Source organism: Sphingomonas sp. Leaf208 (assembly GCF_001421415.1).
Taxonomy (GTDB): Bacteria; Pseudomonadota; Alphaproteobacteria; order Sphingomonadales; family Sphingomonadaceae; genus Sphingomonas.
Genome location: NZ_LMKH01000035.1, coordinates 101,203 through 120,639, shown reverse-complemented (window position 1 = coordinate 120,639; position 19,437 = coordinate 101,203). Strand labels below are relative to the sequence as shown.

The 19,437-nt window shown below is 64.5% G+C and carries 22 protein-coding genes; 12 read left to right on the top strand and 10 right to left on the bottom strand.

Annotation, left to right across the window (positions count from 1 at the left end; translation table 11 throughout):
• The first annotated feature begins 55 nt into the window (after positions 1-55).
• The 4 genes from ASE69_RS15650 (at position 56) to ASE69_RS15635 (ending at position 3,279) form a co-directional block, all read left to right on the top strand.
• On the top strand, positions 56-922 hold the full coding sequence (locus ASE69_RS15650) for a TraB/GumN family protein (protein ID WP_056489399.1): 867 nt from the start codon (positions 56-58) through the stop codon (positions 920-922).
• A 269-nt stretch (positions 923-1,191) separates the two neighbouring features.
• Positions 1,192-1,890: a 50S ribosomal protein L25/general stress protein Ctc gene (locus ASE69_RS15645; protein ID WP_056488652.1), complete on the top strand. Its 699-nt coding sequence runs from the start codon at positions 1,192-1,194 to the stop codon at positions 1,888-1,890.
• A gap of 205 nt (positions 1,891-2,095) precedes the next feature.
• Positions 2,096-2,665, top strand: a complete 570-nt coding sequence (pth, locus tag ASE69_RS15640) for an aminoacyl-tRNA hydrolase (protein WP_056488650.1) — start codon at positions 2,096-2,098, stop codon at positions 2,663-2,665.
• Complete coding sequence (locus tag ASE69_RS15635) at positions 2,662-3,279, top strand: TIGR02466 family protein (protein WP_056488648.1); 618 nt, start codon at positions 2,662-2,664, stop codon at positions 3,277-3,279. Before pth ends, ASE69_RS15635 begins: the two co-directional genes overlap by 4 nt.
• 30 nt (positions 3,280-3,309) lie before the next feature.
• Here the strand turns inward: ASE69_RS15635 and ASE69_RS15630 are convergent, their stop codons facing one another.
• A complete protein-coding gene (locus ASE69_RS15630; RefSeq protein ID WP_156362365.1) occupies positions 3,310-4,185 on the bottom strand; it encodes a hypothetical protein in 876 nt (291 codons plus the stop codon).
• A gap of 319 nt (positions 4,186-4,504) precedes the next feature.
• Complete coding sequence (locus ASE69_RS15625; RefSeq protein WP_056488642.1) at positions 4,505-5,569, bottom strand: NAD(P)-dependent alcohol dehydrogenase; 1,065 nt, start codon at positions 5,567-5,569, stop codon at positions 4,505-4,507.
• Between the two features lie 350 nt (positions 5,570-5,919).
• Between ASE69_RS15625 and ychF the strand changes: the two genes are divergently transcribed.
• Positions 5,920-7,017, top strand: coding sequence for a redox-regulated ATPase YchF (gene ychF / locus ASE69_RS15620; protein ID WP_056488639.1), 1,098 nt, complete (start codon positions 5,920-5,922; stop codon positions 7,015-7,017).
• Positions 7,018-7,035: 18 nt separating this feature from the next.
• On the opposite strand, the gene ASE69_RS15615 is transcribed toward ychF, so the two are convergent.
• From ASE69_RS15615 to ASE69_RS22175, 3 genes are all read right to left on the bottom strand, one after another.
• Entirely contained in the window at positions 7,036-7,437 is a 402-nt protein-coding gene (locus tag ASE69_RS15615) for an excalibur calcium-binding domain-containing protein (RefSeq protein ID WP_156362364.1), read from the bottom strand.
• Between the two features lie 107 nt (positions 7,438-7,544).
• Entirely contained in the window at positions 7,545-7,886 is a 342-nt protein-coding gene (locus ASE69_RS22180) for a hypothetical protein (RefSeq protein ID WP_156362363.1), read from the bottom strand.
• Between the two features lie 77 nt (positions 7,887-7,963).
• Complete coding sequence (locus ASE69_RS22175; protein ID WP_156362362.1) at positions 7,964-8,203, bottom strand: hypothetical protein; 240 nt, start codon at positions 8,201-8,203, stop codon at positions 7,964-7,966.
• A 124-nt stretch (positions 8,204-8,327) separates the two neighbouring features.
• On the opposite strand from ASE69_RS22175, the gene ASE69_RS15605 reads away from it, so the two are divergent.
• The 4 genes from ASE69_RS15605 to ASE69_RS15590 all read left to right on the top strand — a co-directional run bounded on the left by ASE69_RS15605 (position 8,328) and on the right by ASE69_RS15590 (position 12,442).
• Positions 8,328-8,681 carry a hypothetical protein gene (locus ASE69_RS15605; RefSeq protein ID WP_056488635.1) on the top strand — a complete coding sequence of 118 codons (354 nt, stop codon included), beginning with the start codon at positions 8,328-8,330 and terminating at the stop codon, positions 8,679-8,681.
• 51 nt (positions 8,682-8,732) lie between these two features.
• Positions 8,733-10,382 carry a hypothetical protein gene (locus tag ASE69_RS15600; RefSeq protein WP_235518852.1) on the top strand — a complete coding sequence of 550 codons (1,650 nt, stop codon included), beginning with the start codon at positions 8,733-8,735 and terminating at the stop codon, positions 10,380-10,382.
• Between the two features lie 276 nt (positions 10,383-10,658).
• Positions 10,659-11,969, top strand: coding sequence for an ectonucleotide pyrophosphatase/phosphodiesterase (locus tag ASE69_RS15595; RefSeq protein ID WP_414883356.1), 1,311 nt, complete (start codon positions 10,659-10,661; stop codon positions 11,967-11,969).
• Between the two features lie 11 nt (positions 11,970-11,980).
• Positions 11,981-12,442, top strand: coding sequence for a MaoC family dehydratase (locus ASE69_RS15590; RefSeq protein WP_056488626.1), 462 nt, complete (start codon positions 11,981-11,983; stop codon positions 12,440-12,442).
• Positions 12,443-12,707: 265 nt separating this feature from the next.
• Here ASE69_RS15590 and ASE69_RS15585 read toward each other — a convergent pair whose 3' ends face one another.
• The 5 genes from ASE69_RS15585 to petA form a co-directional block, all read right to left on the bottom strand.
• Entirely contained in the window at positions 12,708-13,451 is a 744-nt protein-coding gene (locus ASE69_RS15585; RefSeq protein ID WP_082453166.1) for a hypothetical protein, read from the bottom strand.
• Between the two features lie 253 nt (positions 13,452-13,704).
• Positions 13,705-14,253 carry an adenine phosphoribosyltransferase gene (locus tag ASE69_RS15580; RefSeq protein WP_056488620.1) on the bottom strand — a complete coding sequence of 183 codons (549 nt, stop codon included), beginning with the start codon at positions 14,251-14,253 and terminating at the stop codon, positions 13,705-13,707.
• A gap of 138 nt (positions 14,254-14,391) precedes the next feature.
• Positions 14,392-15,234, bottom strand: coding sequence for a cytochrome c1 (locus ASE69_RS15575; RefSeq protein ID WP_056488616.1), 843 nt, complete (start codon positions 15,232-15,234; stop codon positions 14,392-14,394).
• Between the two features lie 21 nt (positions 15,235-15,255).
• Positions 15,256-16,587 carry a cytochrome b gene (locus ASE69_RS15570; protein WP_056488614.1) on the bottom strand — a complete coding sequence of 444 codons (1,332 nt, stop codon included), beginning with the start codon at positions 16,585-16,587 and terminating at the stop codon, positions 15,256-15,258.
• 9 nt (positions 16,588-16,596) lie between these two features.
• On the bottom strand, positions 16,597-17,163 hold the full coding sequence (gene petA, locus ASE69_RS15565; protein ID WP_056489394.1) for a ubiquinol-cytochrome c reductase iron-sulfur subunit: 567 nt from the start codon (positions 17,161-17,163) through the stop codon (positions 16,597-16,599).
• A 203-nt stretch (positions 17,164-17,366) separates the two neighbouring features.
• On the opposite strand from petA, the gene ASE69_RS15560 reads away from it, so the two are divergent.
• From ASE69_RS15560 to ASE69_RS15550, 3 genes are all read left to right on the top strand, one after another.
• On the top strand, positions 17,367-17,816 hold the full coding sequence (locus ASE69_RS15560; protein WP_056488612.1) for a tRNA (cytidine(34)-2'-O)-methyltransferase: 450 nt from the start codon (positions 17,367-17,369) through the stop codon (positions 17,814-17,816).
• A gap of 173 nt (positions 17,817-17,989) precedes the next feature.
• Positions 17,990-18,832, top strand: a complete 843-nt coding sequence (gene hemF, locus ASE69_RS15555) for an oxygen-dependent coproporphyrinogen oxidase (protein ID WP_056488610.1) — start codon at positions 17,990-17,992, stop codon at positions 18,830-18,832.
• A 4-nt stretch (positions 18,833-18,836) separates the two neighbouring features.
• A complete protein-coding gene (locus tag ASE69_RS15550; RefSeq protein WP_056488608.1) occupies positions 18,837-19,436 on the top strand; it encodes a GNAT family N-acetyltransferase in 600 nt (199 codons plus the stop codon).
• The last annotated feature ends 1 nt before the right edge of the window (position 19,437 follow it).

Sequence of the window (19,437 nt, the reverse complement as noted above, 5' to 3'; positions counted from 1 at the left end):
CTTGAAGCTGTTTTCGAAGATCGTTTCGTTCCGATCCGCGCTCTCTGCCATCGCCATGGCGTTCGCCCTGCCCGCCTGTGCGCAGGTCGCGCCGAAGCCTGTACAAGCCGCGAACGATGCCGATCCCGCGCTCTGGGTGGTGAAGGACAAGGACACGACGATCTACCTGTTCGGGACGATCCATGTGTTGAAGCCCGGCATGACGTGGTTCGACGAGGCGGTGAAGACTGCGTTCGATCGCTCGAACCAGGTGGTGCTGGAGCTGGTGATGCCCGATCCTGCCAAGATGCAGTCGCTGGTGATGGCGACGGGGGTGTCGAAGGACGGGCCGACGCTGACCGAGCAGCTGCCCGCGGACAAGCGCGCGGCGTATGCGAAGGCGGTGACCGATCTGGGGCTGCCGGCGAATGCGTTCGATCGGTTCAAGCCTTGGCTGGCGGCGACCAACCTGTCGATCGCGCCGCTGTCGAAGCTTGGCTATGATGCGGCGAACGGGCCCGAGCAGGTGATCACGGCGGCGGCCAAGGCTGCGGGCAAGCCGGTGATCGGGTTGGAGACCGCGGAGCAGCAGCTGGGGTATTTCGGCGGGCTGTCGCAGAAGGCGCAGATGCAGTTCCTCGGCAGCACGATCGACGAGTTGCCGAAGCTCGAGAGCACGATGGCGACGATGGTCGACGAGTGGGCGAAGGGGGATCCTGAAGCTTTGGCGAAAGAGATGAACGATAGTCTGAAGGATTCGCCGGAGGTGGCGAAGGTGCTGCTGGTGGATCGTAACGCGCGGTGGGCGGAGTGGGTGAAGACTCGGCTCGGGACGCCGGGGACTGTGTTCGTCGCGGTCGGCGCCGGGCATTTGGCGGGCAAGGACAGCGTCCAGGCGCAATTGGCTAAGCTTGGCGTGAGGGCCGAGCGGGTAAAGTATTGATGCCCAAGTCCCTCTCCCCTCGGGGAGAGGGAGGGAGGAGCACTTGCGACGGAAGGGTGAGGGGGAGTTGGGATACCCGCCCCGAGCCTCACCGCCCCTCACCCTCCCACGTGCAAGCGCACGCGGGCCCCTCCCTCTCCCCGGAGGGGCGAGGGTACAGGTTTAGTTGATTCTAACGCCGCTTTCCGCTATGCGCCCGCGCTTCCGGTCCATGGTCATCCCTGGAGGCGTGGGCGGGAAGGACAACAAACGAGTTTCGGAGAATACAGATGAGCGACCAGTTGACGCTCGCAGCCGAGACGCGTGACCGGGTTGGCAAGGGAGCCTCCCGGGCGCTGCGTCGTGATGGCCGCGTGCCTGCCGTGATCTACGGCCTGAACCAGGAACCAACCTCGGTTCACCTCGAGGAAAAGGCGCTGATGAAGGCGCTGATGACCGGCCACTTCATGAATTCCGTCGTGATGGTCAACGGCGTGCGCACGCTGCCGAAGGACGTCTCGTTCCACCCGGTCTCGGATCGCCCGATCCATGTCGATTTCCTGCGCATCGGCGAGCATTCGACCGTGACGGTCGCCGTGCCGATCGCGTTCACCGACGAGGACGACGCACCGGGCATCAAGAAGGGCAAGGGCGTCCTCAACATCACGCGTCACGAGATCGAGCTGGTCGTCGACGCTTCGGACATCCCGAGCGAGATCACGATTTCGCTCGCAGGTCTGGAGATCGGTGATTCGATCCACATCAGCGACGTGAAGCTGCCCAAGGGCGCGACGCCCGCGATCGACGACCGCGACTTCGCGATCGCCACGATCGTGCCGCCGACCGTGCCGACCGTCGAGGACGAAGAGCTCGAGGCTGAAGTCGCCGAAGCTCAGGCTGCCGAGGCTGCTTCGGACGAAGAGCCGGTCGTTGAGCCTAACGACGACGACAACGACGATGACAAGATCACGCCGCAGAAGAAGGACTGAGGGTTCAGCCCTTCGTCTTAGGATGATCTGGCGGGCGGGAAAGCTAGGGCTTTCCCGCCCGTTTCGTTTTATGGGGCTTGCCCTCCTGTTCCCTCGCGAACGCGCGGGTCCAGGATCAAGCAGTGCCGCCGCCCGTTACCCTGGGCTCCTGCGTTCGCAGGAGAACACGGTTGAGTGGCCGACGCGTTCTTTTGGAGAATCACACGTGCAGATCTGGGCGGGACTCGGCAATCCGGGGGCGCAATATGCGATGCACCGGCACAATGTCGGGTTCATGGTCGCCGACGCGATCGCCGAGGTACACGGCTTCGGCGCGGTCAAGAAGCAGTTCCAGGGCTGGACGCAGGAGGGGCGGATCGGTTCGACCAAGATCCTGCTGCTGAAGCCAGCCACCTTCATGAACGAGAGCGGCCGCGCGATCGGCGAGGCGTTGCGGTTCTACAAGCTCGGCGTCGAGGCGCTGACGGTGTTCCACGACGAACTCGACATCGCGCCGTTCCGCGTGAAGGTGAAGACCGGCGGCGGGACCGCGGGGCATAATGGCTTGCGCTCGACCGACCAGCATCTGGGACCCGAGTTTCGCCGCGTTCGGCTGGGGATCGGGCATCCGGGGCACAAGGATCGCGTGACCGGCTATGTGCTCGGCAATTATGCGAAGGCCGAGATCGAGCCGCTGTCAGACATGCTCGGCGCGGTCGCGGCGGAGGCGAAGTGGCTGGCGGAAGGCGACGACGTCCGCTTCATGAACGATGTCGCGTTGAGGATGCAGCCATGACCACCCGTTCCTTGTTTGCCACGCGGTTCTACGAGGCCGATCTCGGCGACGACGATCTGGTCGAGGAATTGGAGGACGCCGCGCTTGAACTGGCGAAGGCGGATCGCGCCGGAGTCGCGTGGTCGAAGGCGCATGGGTATCGCGGGTATACGTCGTATGCGTCGCTGAACGACCTGCCGTTGCGCGATCCGCGGTTCGGGGATCTGGTGCGGGTGCTGAACAAGCATGTCGCGCAGTTCGCGAAGGATTGCGCGTTCGATCTGGGCGGGCGGAAGTTGAAGCTGGATAGTCTTTGGGTGAACGTCCTGAAGCCTGGGGGCGCGCATTCGGGGCATATCCATCCGCATAGCGTGGTGTCGGGGACGATGTACGTGGCGATTCCCGAGGGGGCTGGGGCGTTGAAGCTGGAGGATCCTCGGTTGCCGATGATGATGGCGGCGCCGACGCGGCTGGAGGATGCGGCGGAGGATCTGCGGACGTTCGTGTATGCCGAGCCTAAGCCTGGGAGTGTGTTTCTGTGGGAGAGCTGGTTGCGGCATGAGGTCGTCACGAATGCGGGCCTCAAAAAGATGGACGGCGAGCGGATCAGTATCAGTTTCAATTATCGGTGGTGATCACTGCTCGAACACCGGTGCCCGCGTTTCTCAGTGAAGCTCGCTGCCCGGTCGAGCTTGGGGTTTGAATACAATATGGCGACACTGGTCGTCTCGAACTGTAACTCGTCCTGCAATTTCAGATGCAGTCAGTTTCGGGGCCATAGGTTCCATATCGGTGTTGATCTGCAGCCGCTTGCAGGCCGTGCGAGCAATATGCATGATCGCGTCGAAACTGCTGATGCTGACGGTTTTCCCTAGCTCCGTTCCCTTCGCCTCGTCGGGGCTGGAGAAGAGGTCATCGTGCGACAACCCCATACACTCCACGGCATCCCAAACGGTCGAATGTTCCTGCGCCTCGATCGCGCCTTTAGACGCAAGCGCTGTGTTGGCACCCAATGTGTTGATTGGCTGACCCGATTTCGGCTTGCACGTCGTCATGTTCGCCGCCACCACTTCCATGCCGGTGCGATAGACACCTGTGGCACGGTGCAATCCGCCGGCGGCTTCCGAGACAGCCCTGATCGCGTTCAATCCAGCCGACAAGACATTGCCCTTCGCCGAATCCTGCAAAAATGATCGAACGCGCTCCTCAGGTAGAGCGGCCAGCATCAGCCTTGATATCCGCGCCTCCATCATAGGCACGTCGCTTTCGAACAAGCTGTAATACCCGCCAGTGCACGCGACATAGTTCGCAGGCGGTAGCGTCGGAAGCCCATCGACCGGAGATATATATGGGTTCGCGCCCTTAACCTTGCAGGGCAATTGCCCATCGACCGGATAGAGACTTGCGCCTGCATAGTTAATCTCGTCCGCCGCAGCGGCAAGATAATCGACGAAGGCGTCCGCATCCTTCCCGTCGCGAATGGTGGCGGTGCCCATCCGGGCCGCCATCGCCATAATCAGCGCCGCCCTGAACAGCTGCAACTGTTTCGATCTCGACGCGTCGAATGTTCGCTTGTCGAGCAGATATCCGGGATACCCCCCCGGGTGACGGACATCTCGCAATATCGGCCCGCATCCCGTTGTCATTGCGATGGTAAGCAAGCTTGCACTTATTCTTTTACGCATTGCAACGCCCCCCGAACATCCGAGGTAATACACTACGCTAATCTATGACTTGTGCTGAAAACCTGATCGATTACGGATCAGTATTATAGTTATAGTTGAAAACTAGACTGATATAACCGGGCTCCGGTACATGATGGTGGTGCCGGCTCCTCCGCTGGGACGGGCCGGCCTTCGATCAGGCCGCTTTCATCGAGGCCATGTCGATGACGAAGCGGTACTTCACGTCGCTCTTCACCATGCGCTGATACGAGGGTTCGATCTCGTCCATGCGGATCATCTCGATGTCCGACACCAGGCCGTGCTCGTTGCAGAAATCGAGCATCTCCTGCGTCTCGGCGATGCCACCGATCAGCGAGCCGGCGATCGCGCGGCGCTTGAAGATCAGGTTGCCGACCGAGGGCGACGGATGCGCGTGCTCGGGAACGCCGACCAAGGTCATCGTGCCGTCGCGCTTGAGCAATGCCGTGAACGTGTCGAGGTTGTGGCTCGCTGCGACGGTGTTCAGGATGAAGTCGAAGCTGTTGGCGTGTTCGGCCATCGCGGCTTCGTCCTTCGACACGATCAGGTCCTTCGCGCCGAGACGCTTGGCATCGTCGCGCTTGTTCGGCGAAGTCGAGAAGACATAGACCTCGGCGCCCATCGCGTTGGCGATCTTGACGCCCATGTGACCGAGACCGCCCAGGCCGACGATGCCGACCTTCTGGCCGGGGCCGACCTTCCAGTGCTTGAGCGGCGAATAGGTGGTGATGCCCGCGCAAAGCAGCGGCGCGACCGCGGCGAGGTCGGCTTCGGGATGCGAGACCTTCAGCACGAAGCCTTCGTCGACGACGATCTTGTCCGAATAGCCGCCGAAGGTGTGGCCGCCGAGCACGGGATCGGGGCCGTTATACGTGCCGACGAAGCCGGTGGTCTCGCAATATTGCTCCTCGCCGTCCTTGCACGACGGGCATTCGCCGCAGCTGTCGACCATACAGCCGACGCCGACGACGTCGCCGACCTCGAACTTGGTGACGTCGCTGCCGACCGCGGTGACGTGGCCGACAATCTCGTGGCCGGGGACGCAGGGGTAGAGCGTGCCTTCCCATTCGCCCTTGGCGGTGTGGAGGTCGGAATGGCAAACGCCGCAGAACGCGATGTCGATCGCGACGTCGGTCTTGCCGGGTTCGCGGCGTTCGAAGCTGAAGGGCGCGAGCGTGGTTTCGGGGGATTGCGCGGCGTAGCCGTGGGCGGTCGTGGTCATGTAATTCCTGATCTATCTCAAGCTAGGATCGGGATATAAGCGTCGACCATATGATAACTACCGTTCGGTATGATTATTTTGCTGCACTGCGGCAATCGAGTGGGTCGATCAGGGGGAAGCGGGACCGTGCCGCAAGGCGTGGGCTTCTCCCCTCCCTGGAAGGGAGGGGTTGGGGGTGGGTCGGTGTCCGGATCGTGGAACAGTTGCGGCCAAGGCTGGCCTACCCACCCCCAGCCCCTCCCTTCCAGGGAGGGGAGCCGGACGAACTCTTACCGCGCGCACGGCCTTCACTGGCCTTCCTTGCCGCCCTGCCCTAAAGCGCCACCACATTCTTATACCAAGGGCATATCATGGGTTTTCGCTGCGGCATCGTGGGGCTGCCGAACGTCGGCAAGTCCACTCTCTTCAACGCGCTGACCGAGACGGCCGCGGCGCAGGCGGCGAACTATCCGTTCTGCACGATCGAGCCGAACGTCGGTAACGTCGGCGTGCCCGACAAGCGGCTCGACGCGCTCGCCAAGATCGCCGGATCGCAGAAGATCATCGAGACCCAGCTCGGCTTCGTCGACATCGCCGGCCTGGTGCGCGGCGCGTCGAAGGGCGAAGGGCTCGGCAACCAGTTCCTCGGCAACATCCGCGAGGTCGACGCGATCGTCCATGTGCTGCGCTGCTTCGAAGACGGCGACGTGACTCATGTCGACAACAAGGTCGACCCGATCGCCGATGCCGAGACGGTCGACACCGAGCTGATGCTGAGCGATCTCGAAAGCCTCGAGAAGCGTGTCCCCAACCTCACCAAGAAGGGCATGCAGGGCGACAAGGAAGCCAAGATCGGCGCCGCCGTGCTCGGCCAGGCGCTCGAACTGCTCCGCGAAGGCAAGCCCGCGCGGCTGACCGTGCCGAAGGACGAGGACGAGGCGCGCGTGTTCGCACAGGCGCAGCTGCTGACCGCGAAACCGGTCCTGTACGTGTGCAACGTCGACGAGGGCGATGCGGCGAACGGCAATGCGCTGTCGGCGCGGGTGTTCGAGAAGGCGAAGGCCGAGGGCGCCGAGGCGGTCGTGGTGTCGGCGGCGATCGAGGCGGAGATCGCGACGATGCCGGCCGAGGATCGCGGCGAGTTTCTCGGCGAGCTGGGGCTGGAGGAGACCGGCCTCGCGCGTGTCATCACCGCCGGGTACAAGCTGCTCCACCTGCTGACGTTCTTCACGGTCGGCCCGAAGGAAGCGCGTGCCTGGACGGTCCACGAGGGCGCGACCGCACCGCAGGCGGCGGGCGAAATCCACGGCGATTTCGAAAAGGGCTTCATCCGCGCTGAGACGATCGCATTCGACGACTTCATCGCGCTGGGTGGGGAATCGAAGGCACGCGAGGCGGGCAAGCTGCGCGCGGAAGGCAAGGCGTACGTCGTCCATGACGGCGACGTGATGCACTTCCTGCATAGCTGAGGGTTTGGCGGTGGCGGGTCAGCGATAGTTTTCGCAGGCTATCCCGTCGCCATCGCCGTCCATGCCTTCGCGGTAGCCCGGCTGGCCTCGGTGGAGCGGTGCGGCGCCTGCCGCGCGTACTTCGCGACATCCGCTGTAGAATACCGAGCTTTCCGATCCGGAGTTGGTTGAAGGGCGGGCCGGTGGCGATGATCCAAATGCTGGTCGCACGACGTTGTAGGGCTCGGCGTGTGCTACGCGCCGTGCAGGCGCGACGGCGTGTCGCTGCACCACCGGCGGCGCGGCGATCGCCATATCGGGGACCGCCTTGGTATCGACCATAGCCGGGGCAGGAATGGGCTGCGGCTCAGTGGCTTTCCAGACACCGGCAAACATCAATGTCGAGGCGATCGCCGTGACCGCGATAAAGGAACGCTCCATACGCCACCATACGGGCGTACTAGTTGACGAATATTTATCGGTGGTTGCTGCCTCAACTGCCGAGACAGTAGATTACACGATTTCCATTGCGGCAGATTAGCCCCGGTTCAGCACGGATCATGCCAGAACACACCGCGACTTGGTTCCGAGTAGCAAGCTGCGGGCATCGGAAGGTTCGCTTTGCTGACCGGCACATCGTAGCCATAGCCACCATCGAAATATGCTTTGGTCGTGATATCCACGCCCCAGGTGTGGACCGTTACATCTTCAGGGTAGAGGTCGGCGATAGCCGCAGGCCATTTTCCCTTCGAGATTTTTCTCCAGTTTTTTGGTCGTTCCGCCGGGTATTTTTTCATCAGCGCCTGAGCCCCGGCTCGAATCGCCTCAAGTTTGTTGGCATCGGAAATGGGCCGGTTGCAACCACTTAGAAGCGACATAACCGCCAACATGGTAAGCATAGTTGTCGCGGATCTCGATCTGTCCATCAGGTATCCAAGCACATCCATCAACCGTCCACTATCAGCCGTTAGCCGTTGCTCTTGGTAAGATCAGGCAATGCCAATGGTCGTCTTGCGGCCTTGCGACTTGCTGCGGCGACTATGACGGCGCTGGACAGGAGGATGCTGGATACGAGCGCGCCGACCGATAGCAGTCCGACGGTTGTTACCGAGGCGTCGAAGGTCGTGCGCTTGCCGATCCTGATCGAGACTTTGGCGGCGGGGGTGCTCGGGGTTTTGGTTCGTTCGGGGTGCGTTGGGGTCTTCATGGGTCGAGGCTGAACCTTTCGCGGCTTTCGGGCAAGTCGGCGGTTTGACGCGGCCGTAGGTTTGACGGGTTCAAGGAAAGACTGCGCGGTTGTCGCGGGTCGCGTGGGGGTCTAGACCGGCGACATGCTCGCGCGCCTGATCCTGGCTTTGCTCCTTGCTGCGTTTGCGTTTCCTGCGGTGGCGCCGGCGGCGTGTCATGATGCGTCTGCTTCGCGGGGGCCTGCCGTCGTCATGGATATGGCGGCGATGAGCGGGACGCACGAGGCGATATCGGTCTATCGGCCGGATCACGAGGCGCCCGATCGGAAGGCTACGCCGCTGCATGGGTGCATCGGGTGCGTGCCGCCTTCGAACTGGAATGGCGCTCGGGTGCTCGGCGTGGCGTTGCGGGAGCCGGCTATGGTGACCGAGCGCGTGGCGGTGCTGGATCTTGGGGCGGGCGTCGCGCCGGCTTTGCGGCCTCCGCGGGAGGCTTGATCGCCGGGTGCTGAGGCACCGTGATTTTCAGGCTTTTCCAAGGATATAATGATGACTCGATCGAGGTTTCTCGCGGCTGGTGCCGTGAGGGCGATGCTGCTTGCGGGCGGTGTCGTGGCGGCGGTGGTGCCCGTTGGCGCGGTGGCGCAACATGCCACGTCCATGCCGGGTATGACGATGCCGGATGCGGCTCCCAGGAAGACGGTGAAGAAGGCGAAGTCGCGGCCGGTGGCTAAGCGGTCGGGTGCGCGTTCGGCTGCGCCGGCGGTTCCTCCGTCGCTGTCTGGAGGGGCTATCGATCATTCGACGATGGACCATTCGGCGATGGGCCACCCTGCTCCGGTCGCTCCGCCGACCCCAGCCACGCCGTCTGCGATGACGGACGCGATGCCGGGGATGGATCATGCGCAGATGGATCACTCGGCGATGCCTGGGATGGCGATGGATCATGGCGCGATGGGGCATGCGATGATCGCCGACCCCGCCTACCGCGCGGCATCCGATGCGGCACTGGCAAAGATGCCGGCGGGTTCGGCAATGGCGGGAATGGCGATGGGGACGTCGGCCGGGTTCTACAGCCAGGGGAGCGGGACGTCGCGGTTGCCGGCGGCCGAGGGGCCGATGCGCGGGTATATGGCGCAGGTCGGCGAGTGGATGCTGATGGCGCATGGCTATGCGTGGGGCGTCGCGACCGACCAGGGGGGACCGCGCGGGAAGAGCGAGGCGTTCGTGCAGTCGATGGCGATGCTGATGGCGGACCGCGACCTGGGCGACCGGTTCCATATCCAGCTGCGGACGATGAACAGCCTCGAGCCGCTGATGGGCGCGCGCGGCTATACCAATCTGTTTGCGACCGGCGAGCTGGCGAACGACCGGCCGCTGGTCGATCGGCAGCATCCGCACGACCTGTTCATGGAGCTTGCCGCGAAGGTCGATTATCGGCTGGGGAACGGCAACACCGTCTTCCTGTATGGCGGGCCGGTCGGCGAGCCGGCGCTAGGGCCGAGCGCGTTCATGCACCGGGGGTCGGCGCGGTATCAGCCGATGTCGCCGATCACGCATCACTGGTTCGACTCGACGCATATCACCTACGGCGTGGTGACGGCGGGGTATGCGACACCCGCGTTCCAGCTGGAGGCGTCGGCGTTCAAGGGGCGCGAGCCGGACGAGCATCGCTGGAATATCGAGACGCCGCGACTCGATTCGTGGAGCGTGCGCGGGACGTGGACGCCGTCGCCGTTCTGGGCGGTGCAGGTGAGCCATGGCCATCTGAAGGAGCCCGAGGCGCAGCATCCGGGCGAGGATGAGAACCGCTCGACTGCGAGTGTGCAATATGCGCGGGGCGGGCTGGCGACGACGTTCGCGTATAGTCTCAAGGACCGGGTGCCGGGGGAGAAGTTGAGCGCGTTCCTGGCGGAGGCGACGTATGAGCTTTCGGCGCGGCATGCGGTGTTCGGGCGAGTCGAGAACGTGGCGAACGACGAGCTGTTTCCCGACGAGGGCGATCCTTTGCATGATACCAAGTTCCGAGTGACGAAGGCGGAGGTCGGGTATGCGTACCGGGTGCCGATCGTCGGACCGCTAGGGTTGGCGCTCGGGGGGACAGTGGCGGCGTATGCCAAGCCGGCGGCGCTGGAGGCGGCGTATGGGAAGACGCCGGTGAGTTGGACGTTGTTCAGCAAGCTGGCGGTGGGGTTGTAGGCCGACGACCCGTGCCGAGTCTTGCAGGTGGCCACCTCACCTGTACGTCTCGGCACCTCCGTTACCTCCCCGGCGGAGGCCGGGGTCCAGTTGGGTAGGTAAGAGTAACGGCGCGCAACGCCTCTCAGCTACGTTCCCCAACTGGGCCCCGGCCTTCGCCGGGGTGGTGCTGTTCGTTGGGCGACCGGTGCCCTGCGCAAACGGTCGCTTCCGCTCGCCGTTCGTGCCGAGTAAGGACCGCGCGAAGTCGCCACTTGGTCGGGACGAACGGTTATGATGAAGAACGCGCTGGCTCTCCTCGGTTCTGCACTCGGGCTGACGCTCGCTGGGTGTGCCTATCCGTATACACCCCCTGCCCTTGCGCCGATTACTGCGCCTGCTCCGACCACGACGGCGGCGGCTGCGATGCCGGGCGAGACCCGGGCGCCGGTCACGATCCTCGTGTCGATCGATGGCTTCCGGCCGGATTATCTCGATCGGGGGGTGACGCCGCACCTTAACCGGCTGCGCGCTGGCGGCGTGTTCGCGAGCATGCGGCCGTCGTTTCCGAGCATCACCTTCCCCAATCACTGGACTTTGGTGACGGGCCTGCGGCCCGACCGCAGCGGGATCGTCGGGAACAGGATGGAGGATCCGGCGCGGCCGGGGGAGACGTTCACCATGGCGACGGACGATCCGTTCTGGTGGAGCGAGAGCTCGCCGATCTGGGTCGATGCGGAAAAGGCCGGGATCCGGACCGCGACGATGTTCTGGCCAGGCGCGAACGTTGCGGTCGGCGGCAAGGTCAAGCCCGACAGCCACGGGGTGATCGACGGCGGGACGCGGCCGGAGGATTGGCAGCAGTTCAACCAGCAGGTTTCGGGGACGCAGCGGGTCAACGCGGTGCTCGACTGGATGCGGCGGCCGGCCGCGATCCGGCCTAAACTGGTGACGTTGTATTTCGATACGGTCGATAGTGCGGGTCATGCGGGTGGGCCGGACAGCGCTGGGGTGACGCAGGCGGTGGCGGATGTCGATGCGAGCATTGGCGCGCTGGTCGATGGGCTTGCCGCGCTGGGGCAGCGGGCGAACCTGGTGATCGTCGCGGATCATGGCATGGCGGCGACGAGCAGCTCGCGGGTCGTGGCGCTGGATACGATCGCGGACAAGGCGGACTATCGCACCGTCGAGACCGGACCGTACGCGACACTGTTCGCGGTGCCGGGACATGAGGCGGCGCTGGAGGCGCGATTGCTAAAGCCCCACGATCATCTGCAATGCTGGCGCAAGGGCGAGATCCCGGCGCGGTTCCATTATGGGCGCAATCCGCGCGTGCCGAGCTATCTGTGCCTCGCCGATGTCGGCTGGCGGGTCGATCCGAGCGCGCCGACCAAGGCTTCGGTCGGCGGCATGCACGGCTATGACAATATGGCGCCGGAGATGCGCGCGCTGTTCATCTCCAACGGGCCGGCGTTCGTGGCGGGCAAGACCATTCCGAGCTTCGACAACGTGGCGATCGAGCCTTTGCTGCGTGATCTGATCGGGTTGCCGGCCGAGGCGGGGCTGGACGGCACCGACGCACCCTTCCAGAAGGTGCTGCAACGATAAGAGGAGAGGTTGTGCAGTATTTCGAGGATATCGAGGTCGGTCGGACCGCGTCGTTCGGTTCCTACGCGGTCACGCGCGAGGAGGTGATGGACTTTGCCGCGAAATACGATCCGCAGCCGTTCCACTTGTCCGACGAGGCGGCGGCGCAGACGCATTTCGGGCGGTTGTCGGCGAGCGGCTGGCATACGTGTGCGATGGTGATGTCGATGGTGGTCGCGAACCTGAAGGAGAACCAGCAGGCTGGCCTCGGGTCGCCTGGGATCGACGAGTTGAAGTGGGTGAAGCCGGTGTATCCGGGAGATACTCTGCGTTGCGAGACCGAGATCCTGGAGAAGCGGGTGTCGGCGAGCCGGCCGGAGATGGGGATCTTCAAGAGCCGGATGCGGGTGTTCAATCAGGACGACGTGATGGTGATGACGTTCGTGTCTAATGGGTTAGTGGCTACCCGCCCTGCTGGCACGCCGACCGGTTGATTGGCGGTCGATCACCCCTCACGTAATCCGGCTTTTCGTCTGACGTCGGTGTTTTTCACGCGAAGGCGCGAAGGCGCTAAGAGAAGATTTGTTCACGCGGAGGCGCGGAGGCGCGGAGAGATTTAGGATGGCAGAGCTTCGTCGTGGGCTTCACTGTCGCGATGAGTGGACCGCGCCGTTCCCGAACTACTCTCCGCGTCTCGGCGTCTCCGCGTGAAAAACTAATCCTTCTCTTCGCGCCTTCGCGTGAACCGATCTGCTCTAGTTACTGCGCCGGACGACCGCCGCCGCGGTTGCCACCGCCCTGACGTCCGCCACCGAAGCGCTGTCCGCCGCCGAACCGCTGGCCGCCGCCGCCGCGATTGCCTCGGAATGCGCCGTCGCCGCGATTGCCGCGGAAGCCGCCTTGAGCCTGGGGCTGTTGCGGGTTGGTGACCTGGCCGGGCTGAGCGGGCTGGCCGGGTTGACCGAACTGGCCGCGATCGGGGCCACGGCCACGATCCCAGCCTTGGCCGGGACCTCGCCCGGGACGGCCGTTGCCGAACTGGCCCTGACCGGGGGTGCCGGGGTTGCCCTGGTAGCCCGGACGGTTGCCACGCCAGCCGCCGTCTCGGCCGCCATTTCCGCGGTTGCCGAATCCGCCCCAGTTGCCGCGACCGCCGTCGTTGTGGTTGCCGCGATATTGCTGGCGGCCCTGCCAGTAGCGCTGCTGGTTTCCGTTCCAGCGGTGTGGGCGACGGTAGCGGTCGTAGACGTACACGCCCGAGCCGGGATAATAATAATCGCCGCTCCAGCCGTAATAGGAGTTCAAGCCGCCATAGCCTGCGAAGCCGTCATAGCCGCCGCCGTAGCCTGCGCCGTAATAGCCGTCGCCGTAGCCACCACCGTAATAGGGATCACTGGCATAACCGACGCCCGCGCCGCCATAGCCATAACCGTCAGTACAGCCCGCGACGCCTAGTCCGAGACCCAAGGCTAGGCCGATAATGCCGAAGCGCTTCATAAACATGGAAGTTCTCCCGTACGTGGAGAGCGGACACAACGCGCCGCCATTCATCGCATAACGGAGTCGGTGTATCGCAAGTTCCATGAATGGGGTCTGACGGGGTTTGGGGTTGTTCAGGAGCCCCACACGTTTCGTTGCACACGCCCCATACTGTTCCCCCGCGAACGCGGGGGTCCAGGGTGACGGTATGCTACGGTATTTAGCTGGGCCCCCGCGTCCGCGGGGGAACGGCTATGTGATTATGTCCTTCGAGCCGTCAGTGGCCGGGGAAGTGGATCAGCGCGGTTGCTTCGATGCCGTCTGTGCGCAGTGCTTCCGCGCCGCCCAGGTCGGGAAGGTCGACCAGGAACTGGGCTTGCATGACGACCGCGCCGGCTTTGTGGAGCAGGCGGACGGCGGCGCGGGCGGTGCCGCCGGTGGCGATCAGGTCGTCGACCAGCAGGACGCGCGCGCCGGGGGCAAGCGCATCGGCATGAATCGCGATGCGGTCGGTGCCGTATTCGAGCGCGTAGTCTTCTGCGATGGTGGCGCCGGGGAGCTTGCCGTCCTTGCGGATCAGCAGGACGCCGGCCTTTAGCGGTGCGGCCAAGGCGGCTGCGAAGAGGAAGCCGCGGGCTTCGATTCCGGCGACTAGGTCGACGGGGCCGGATACTGCTTCGACCATTCGCTCGATCGCGGTCGCCCAGCCTGCCGGATCAAGCAACAGTGTGGTGATATCGCGGAACTGGATGCCTGGCTTGGGGAAGTCCGGGATGGTGCGGATCAGGGCCTTCAGATCGGCGTTGCGCTCGTTGATATCGGCCATGGACGTTCCCTTCTTCGCGCGGAGCGGCGGCCGTATCGCGACAGGGTGCTACGGCCAAAACGAAAGCGGCGGACCGGGCTTACCACCCGTCCGCCGCTCCCTTATCCATGCGCCCTTACCGCGGGAGCCCGGCCACCATCAATGCTTAACGTCGCGCCAGACGTTCTGGTACGCGCCCCAGGCGAGGCCGCAGAAGATCAGGATGAAGATGATCGACGCGAACCCGGCGGCATGACGCGCCTCGAGATTGGGCTCGGCGGTCCAGGTCAGGAACGCCGAGACGTCGGTCGACATCTGCTCCTTCGTCGCCTTGGTCCCGTCCGCGTAAGCGACCTGGCCATCAGACGTGAGCGGTGGCGGCATCGCGATGTTGAGGTTCGCGAAATACGGATTGTAGTGGAGCCCGGTCGGCGTCTTGATATCCGGGAATTCCTTCAGCAGCGCGGCGGGCTGCGTCGTGTAGCCGGTCAGCAGCGAATGGACATACGCGGTGCCGTCCTCGCGCGCCTTGGTGATCAGCGAGAGATCGGGCGGCAGCGCGTTGTTGTTCGCGGCGCGCGCGGCGATCTCGTTGGCGAACGGCGACGGGAAGTGATCCGACGGGATATTCTTGCGCGTTGCCGGCTCACCCGTCTCCGGGTTGATCGACGGCTGCTCGATGACCCACTGGTTGGCGATCGCCTTAACCTCGGGGTCGGTATAGCCGATCTTGGTCAGGTCGCGGAACGCCACCAGCCGCAGCGAGTGGCAGGCCGAGCAGACTTCCTTGTAGACCTGGAACCCGCGCTGCAGCTGGCGACGGTCGAACTTGCCGAATACGCCATTGGAGGCGAGCTCGAGTTCCTTGGGGTGCTTGTGCGCGACGCTCTCCGCGGTCGGCGCGACGGGATCGGTGATGACCCCGTAGACGCTGCCGAAGAGCGCGATGCCGAGCACCAGCACGAAGGCCGCGCCGACGAAGGATGCGATGAGACGAACCATGTGTGTGTCCTCGAGTTCGTATCAGTGCGCGGCGTGCGGCGCGGAGGGCGCGCCATGCGACGTGGGCGCCGTCGACAGCGCGGTGTGGGCCGGGCTGGTGCCGCCATGCTTGTTCAGCACGGCCTCGGTGATCGAGTTGGGCAGCGGCCGCGGACGCTCGGACCGCGAGATCAGCGGCAGGATGATCAGGAAATGCGCGAAATAATAGGCCGCGCAGATCTGGCTGAGGATCACGTAGAACGCGTTCGCCGGGGCGCCACCGCAATAGCCGAGCACGAAGATGTCCGCGACCAGCACCCAGAACGCGATCCGCGCCTTGGGACGATAGTTCATCGAACGGACCGGCGAGCTGTCCAGCCACGGCAGGAAGAACAGCAGCAGGATCGAGCCGAACATCGCCAACACGCCCCAGAGCTTGGCCGGCAGGATGAAGTCCGCGGTGAAGGCGCGCAGGATCGCGTAGAACGGCCAGAAATACCATTCGGGGACGATGTGCGCGGGCGTCGAGAGCGGGTTGGCCGGGATGTAGTTGTCCGGGTGGCCGAGATAGTTCGGGAAGAAGAACAGCAGGCTGGCGAAGATCAGCATGAAGATGCCGAGCCCGAAGCCATCCTTCGCCGTGTAATAGGGGTGGAACGGGACGGTGTCCTGCTCGCCCTTCACGTCGACGCCGGTCGGGTTGTTCGAGCCGGGGATGTGCAGCGCCCAGATGTGCAGGATGATGACGCCCGCGATCACGAACGGCAGCAGGTAATGCAGCGAGAAGAAGCGATTGAGCGCGGCGTTGTCGGGCGCGAATCCGCCGAGCAGCCAGATGCGGATGGTGTCGCCGACGAGCGGGATCGCGGAGAAGAACCCGGTGATGACCTGTGCGCCCCAGAAGCTCATCTGGCCCCAGGGAAGCACATAGCCCATGAACGCGGTGGCCATCATCAGCAGGAAGATGACGACGCCGAGCAGCCACACCATCTCGCGCGGTGCCTTGTACGAGCCGTAATAGAGCCCGCGGAAGATGTGCGTGTAGACGACGATGAAGAACATCGAGGCGCCGTTCGCGTGGGCGTAGCGCAGGAACCAGCCGGCGTTGACGTCGCGCATGATGCTCTCGACCGAGTCGAACGCGACCGCGCCGTTGGCGGCGTAGTGCATCGCCAGCACGATGCCGGTGACGATCTGGATCGCCAGTGCGGCGCCGGCGAGCACGCCGAAGTTCCAGAAGTAATTGAGGTTGCGCGGGACGGGATAGCCGCCGCCGAGTGAATTGTAGACGAGCCGGGGAACGGGAAGCCGCTCGTCCAGCCACCGCGTCAGCGGCAGCTTCGGTTCGTATTGCTTGGCCCAGGGAAAGCTCATGGTCGTTCCTCAGCCTACCGTGACGACGGTGTCGGAATTGAAGGCATAGTCCGGAACGTGGAGGTTCGACGGAGCGGGGCCTTTGCGGATGCGTGCGGCGGTGTCGTAGGCCGAGCCGTGGCACGGGCAGAAATAGCCGCCGAACGGGCCCTTGTTCTCACCCTCGCCCGCGCCGAGCGGAACGCAGCCGAGGTGGGTGCAAACGCCCAGCGTGATCAGCCAGTTCTTCTTGCCCGCCTTGGTGCGCTGTTCGAGCGTCTGCGGATCGCGCAAGGTCGAGATGTCGACCGCGTCGGCTTCCGAGATTTCCTTCGGCGTCAGGTTGCGGACGAACAGCGGCTGCTTGCGGAACGACGTCTTGATCGCCTGACCGGGGAGGATCTTCGACAGGTCGATCTCGGTGGTCGACTGTGCGAGCACGTCTGCGCTCGGGTTCATCTGGTTGATCAGCGGCAGGACGATCGCGACCGCGCCGACACCGGCGAACGAGACGGCGGCGATGTTGATGAAATCACGGCGGCGAGGATCATGGGCCTCTTCGTGAAACGGCTCTGGCGATTCGCCGGGGGGAACCATGTCGTCGACTGTCGCCATTCATCTCGCCCTTGCACGTTATTTTTTTCGTGGCCTGGCGGGGTTTCCGGTTTCGACGAACCGTTGCCCACCCTGCCCGACCGTCCCCACGGAGGCTGGCCTTTGATAGACGGCGGGGTGCGGGTTTGCCAACTGCATTTTGCTTTGGGTTACCACCCGGCCCCCGGCGCGCTAAGGGATCGGGCATGAGAATTGCCCTCTATCAGCCCGATATCGCCGGAAATGTCGGCGCCATTCTTAGGACCGCCGCGTGCATGGGGATCGGCGTCGACCTGATCGAACCGATGGGATTCACCTGGAGCGAGAAGGCCGTGGCGCGCTCGGGGATGGATTATGTGGGGGCGGTCGACGTGGTGCGGCATGTCGATTGGGACGCGTTCCTGGCGCAGGTGCAGGGGCGGATCGTGTTGCTGACGACGAAGGGCGCGGTGCGGCTGGATGTTGCCGAGTTTCGTAGCGACGACGTGCTGCTGATGGGGAGCGAGGGGACTGGCGTGCCTGAGGACGTGCATGAGCGCGCCGATGTGCGGGTGCTGATCCCGATGCGGCCGGGGTTGCGGTCGATGAACATTTCCGTGGCGACGGGGATCGTTGCTGCCGAGGCTTTGCGGCAGACGGGCGGGTGGCCGAGCTGATCCTCCCCGACACGGGGAGGGGGACCGTTCGGCACCTTTGCCGAAGGGTGGAGGGGGAGCGCCACACACGTCACGGCGGCCATTACGCAACGGTACGATCGCGGTGAGCCCCTCCACCATGCTTCGCACGGTCCCCCTCCCCGTTCCGGGGAGGATTTGGTAGAGACCCGCGCATGATCGATCTCGACCCCCAGCAAGCCGCCGCCCGCCACTGGTTCGAATCCCTGCGCGATCGTATCTGTACGGAGTTCGAGGCTATCGAGCGGGAGGCGGGCTCCGACGCGTCGTTCGAGTACACGCCGTGGGACCGGATCGATCCGTCGGGCGAACCGGGTGGCGGCGGCGTGCGCGGCGTCATGAAGGGCAAGGTGTTCGAGAAGGTCGGAGTGAACGTCTCGACCGTCGGCGGCACGTTCGAGGGCGATTTCGCCAAGTCGATCCACGGTGCCGGCGAGGACCCGCGGTTCTTCGCGACCGGGATCAGCCTGGTCGCGCACATGACCAACCCGCATGTGCCCGCGGTGCACATGAACTGCCGCTTCCTCAACACCACCAAGCGCTGGTTCGGCGGCGGCGGCGATCTCAATCCGCCCTTGCCGGTCGAGGAGGATACGGCCGACTTTCACGCGACGATGAAGGCGGCGTGCGACGCGCACGATCCCGCACACTACGAGCGGTTCAAGGAGTGGGCGGAGACCTATTTCTACATCCCGCACCGGAAGGTGAGCCGCGGCGTCGGCGGGATTTTCTTCGACCATCTCGACGGCGATTTCGAGACCAACTTCGCCTTCACGCGCGATGTCGGCGAGGCGTTCCTCGACGCCTATCCGCGGATCGTGCGGCGGCGGATGGATACGCCGTTCGATGCGGCCGACGAGGCGCGGATGCTCGAATGGCGCGGGCGCTATGCCGAATTCAACCTCGTCTATGACCGGGGGACGCTGTTCGGGCTCAAGACCGGCGGCAACATCGACGCGATCCTGATGAGCCTGCCGCCGCGCGCTACGTGGTCGTGATCCAGTGGCGCTGATCCCGGTTGCCGACGACGTCCTCGCGACCATCGTCACGACGCTGGAGATGCGCAAGCGGCCACCGCTGCGGCCGAGCCCGGGGTCGCGATTGCGGCTGGTGAAGTGGGAGCGGCCGACGCTGGAGAAATACCGCGCGCTGTTCCGGCGGGTGGGGAGCCCGTGGCTCTGGTTCTCGCGGCTGGTGATGGCGGACGATGCGCTGGCGGGGATCGTCCATGATCCGGGGATCGCGGTGTATGCGGTGCTCGATCCGGCGGGGATCGAGGTCGGGATGCTCGAACTCGATTTCCGCGAGGCGGGGGCGTGCGAGATTTCGTATTTCGGGCTGATCCCGGAGTTGGCTGGCCAGGGTCATGGGCGGTGGCTGATGGCGGAGGCTTGCGCGCGGGCCTGGGCGAAGGGGGTGGAGCGGGTCTGGTTGCACACCTGCACGCTCGATCATCCGAGCGCGCTGGGGTTTTATCGGGCGCAGGGGTTCGTGGCGGTGAAGCGGACGATCGAGACGTTTCCCGATCCGCGGGCTTCCCGCTTGTTGCCGCCGGAGACGGCGCCGCAGATCCCGTATCTGGGTAAGCGGCCTCAGAGCTAAC

Excerpts from the sequence above, each read along its gene's own strand:
- ASE69_RS15650 (WP_056489399.1), top strand. The coding sequence starts at position 56 with ATGGCGTTCGCCCTGCCCGCCTGTGCGCAGGTCGCGCCGAAGCCTGTA.
- ASE69_RS15645 (WP_056488652.1), top strand. The coding sequence starts at position 1,192 with ATGAGCGACCAGTTGACGCTCGCAGCCGAGACGCGTGACCGGGTTGGC.
- ASE69_RS15635 (WP_056488648.1), top strand. The coding sequence starts at position 2,662 with ATGACCACCCGTTCCTTGTTTGCCACGCGGTTCTACGAGGCCGATCTC.
- ASE69_RS15625 (WP_056488642.1), bottom strand. The coding sequence starts at position 5,569 with ATGACCACGACCGCCCACGGCTACGCCGCGCAATCCCCCGAAACCACG.
- ychF (WP_056488639.1), top strand. The coding sequence starts at position 5,920 with ATGGGTTTTCGCTGCGGCATCGTGGGGCTGCCGAACGTCGGCAAGTCC.
- ASE69_RS15615 (WP_156362364.1), bottom strand. The coding sequence starts at position 7,437 with ATGGAGCGTTCCTTTATCGCGGTCACGGCGATCGCCTCGACATTGATG.
- ASE69_RS22180 (WP_156362363.1), bottom strand. The coding sequence starts at position 7,886 with ATGTTGGCGGTTATGTCGCTTCTAAGTGGTTGCAACCGGCCCATTTCC.
- ASE69_RS22175 (WP_156362362.1), bottom strand. The coding sequence starts at position 8,203 with ATGAAGACCCCAACGCACCCCGAACGAACCAAAACCCCGAGCACCCCC.
- ASE69_RS15605 (WP_056488635.1), top strand. The coding sequence starts at position 8,328 with ATGCTCGCGCGCCTGATCCTGGCTTTGCTCCTTGCTGCGTTTGCGTTT.
- ASE69_RS15600 (WP_235518852.1), top strand. The coding sequence starts at position 8,733 with ATGACTCGATCGAGGTTTCTCGCGGCTGGTGCCGTGAGGGCGATGCTG.
- ASE69_RS15595 (WP_414883356.1), top strand. The coding sequence starts at position 10,659 with ATGAAGAACGCGCTGGCTCTCCTCGGTTCTGCACTCGGGCTGACGCTC.
- ASE69_RS15585 (WP_082453166.1), bottom strand. The coding sequence starts at position 13,451 with ATGTTTATGAAGCGCTTCGGCATTATCGGCCTAGCCTTGGGTCTCGGA.
- ASE69_RS15580 (WP_056488620.1), bottom strand. The coding sequence starts at position 14,253 with ATGGCCGATATCAACGAGCGCAACGCCGATCTGAAGGCCCTGATCCGC.
- ASE69_RS15575 (WP_056488616.1), bottom strand. The coding sequence starts at position 15,234 with ATGGTTCGTCTCATCGCATCCTTCGTCGGCGCGGCCTTCGTGCTGGTG.
- ASE69_RS15570 (WP_056488614.1), bottom strand. The coding sequence starts at position 16,587 with ATGAGCTTTCCCTGGGCCAAGCAATACGAACCGAAGCTGCCGCTGACG.
- petA (WP_056489394.1), bottom strand. The coding sequence starts at position 17,163 with ATGGTTCCCCCCGGCGAATCGCCAGAGCCGTTTCACGAAGAGGCCCAT.
- ASE69_RS15560 (WP_056488612.1), top strand. The coding sequence starts at position 17,367 with ATGAGAATTGCCCTCTATCAGCCCGATATCGCCGGAAATGTCGGCGCC.
- hemF (WP_056488610.1), top strand. The coding sequence starts at position 17,990 with ATGATCGATCTCGACCCCCAGCAAGCCGCCGCCCGCCACTGGTTCGAA.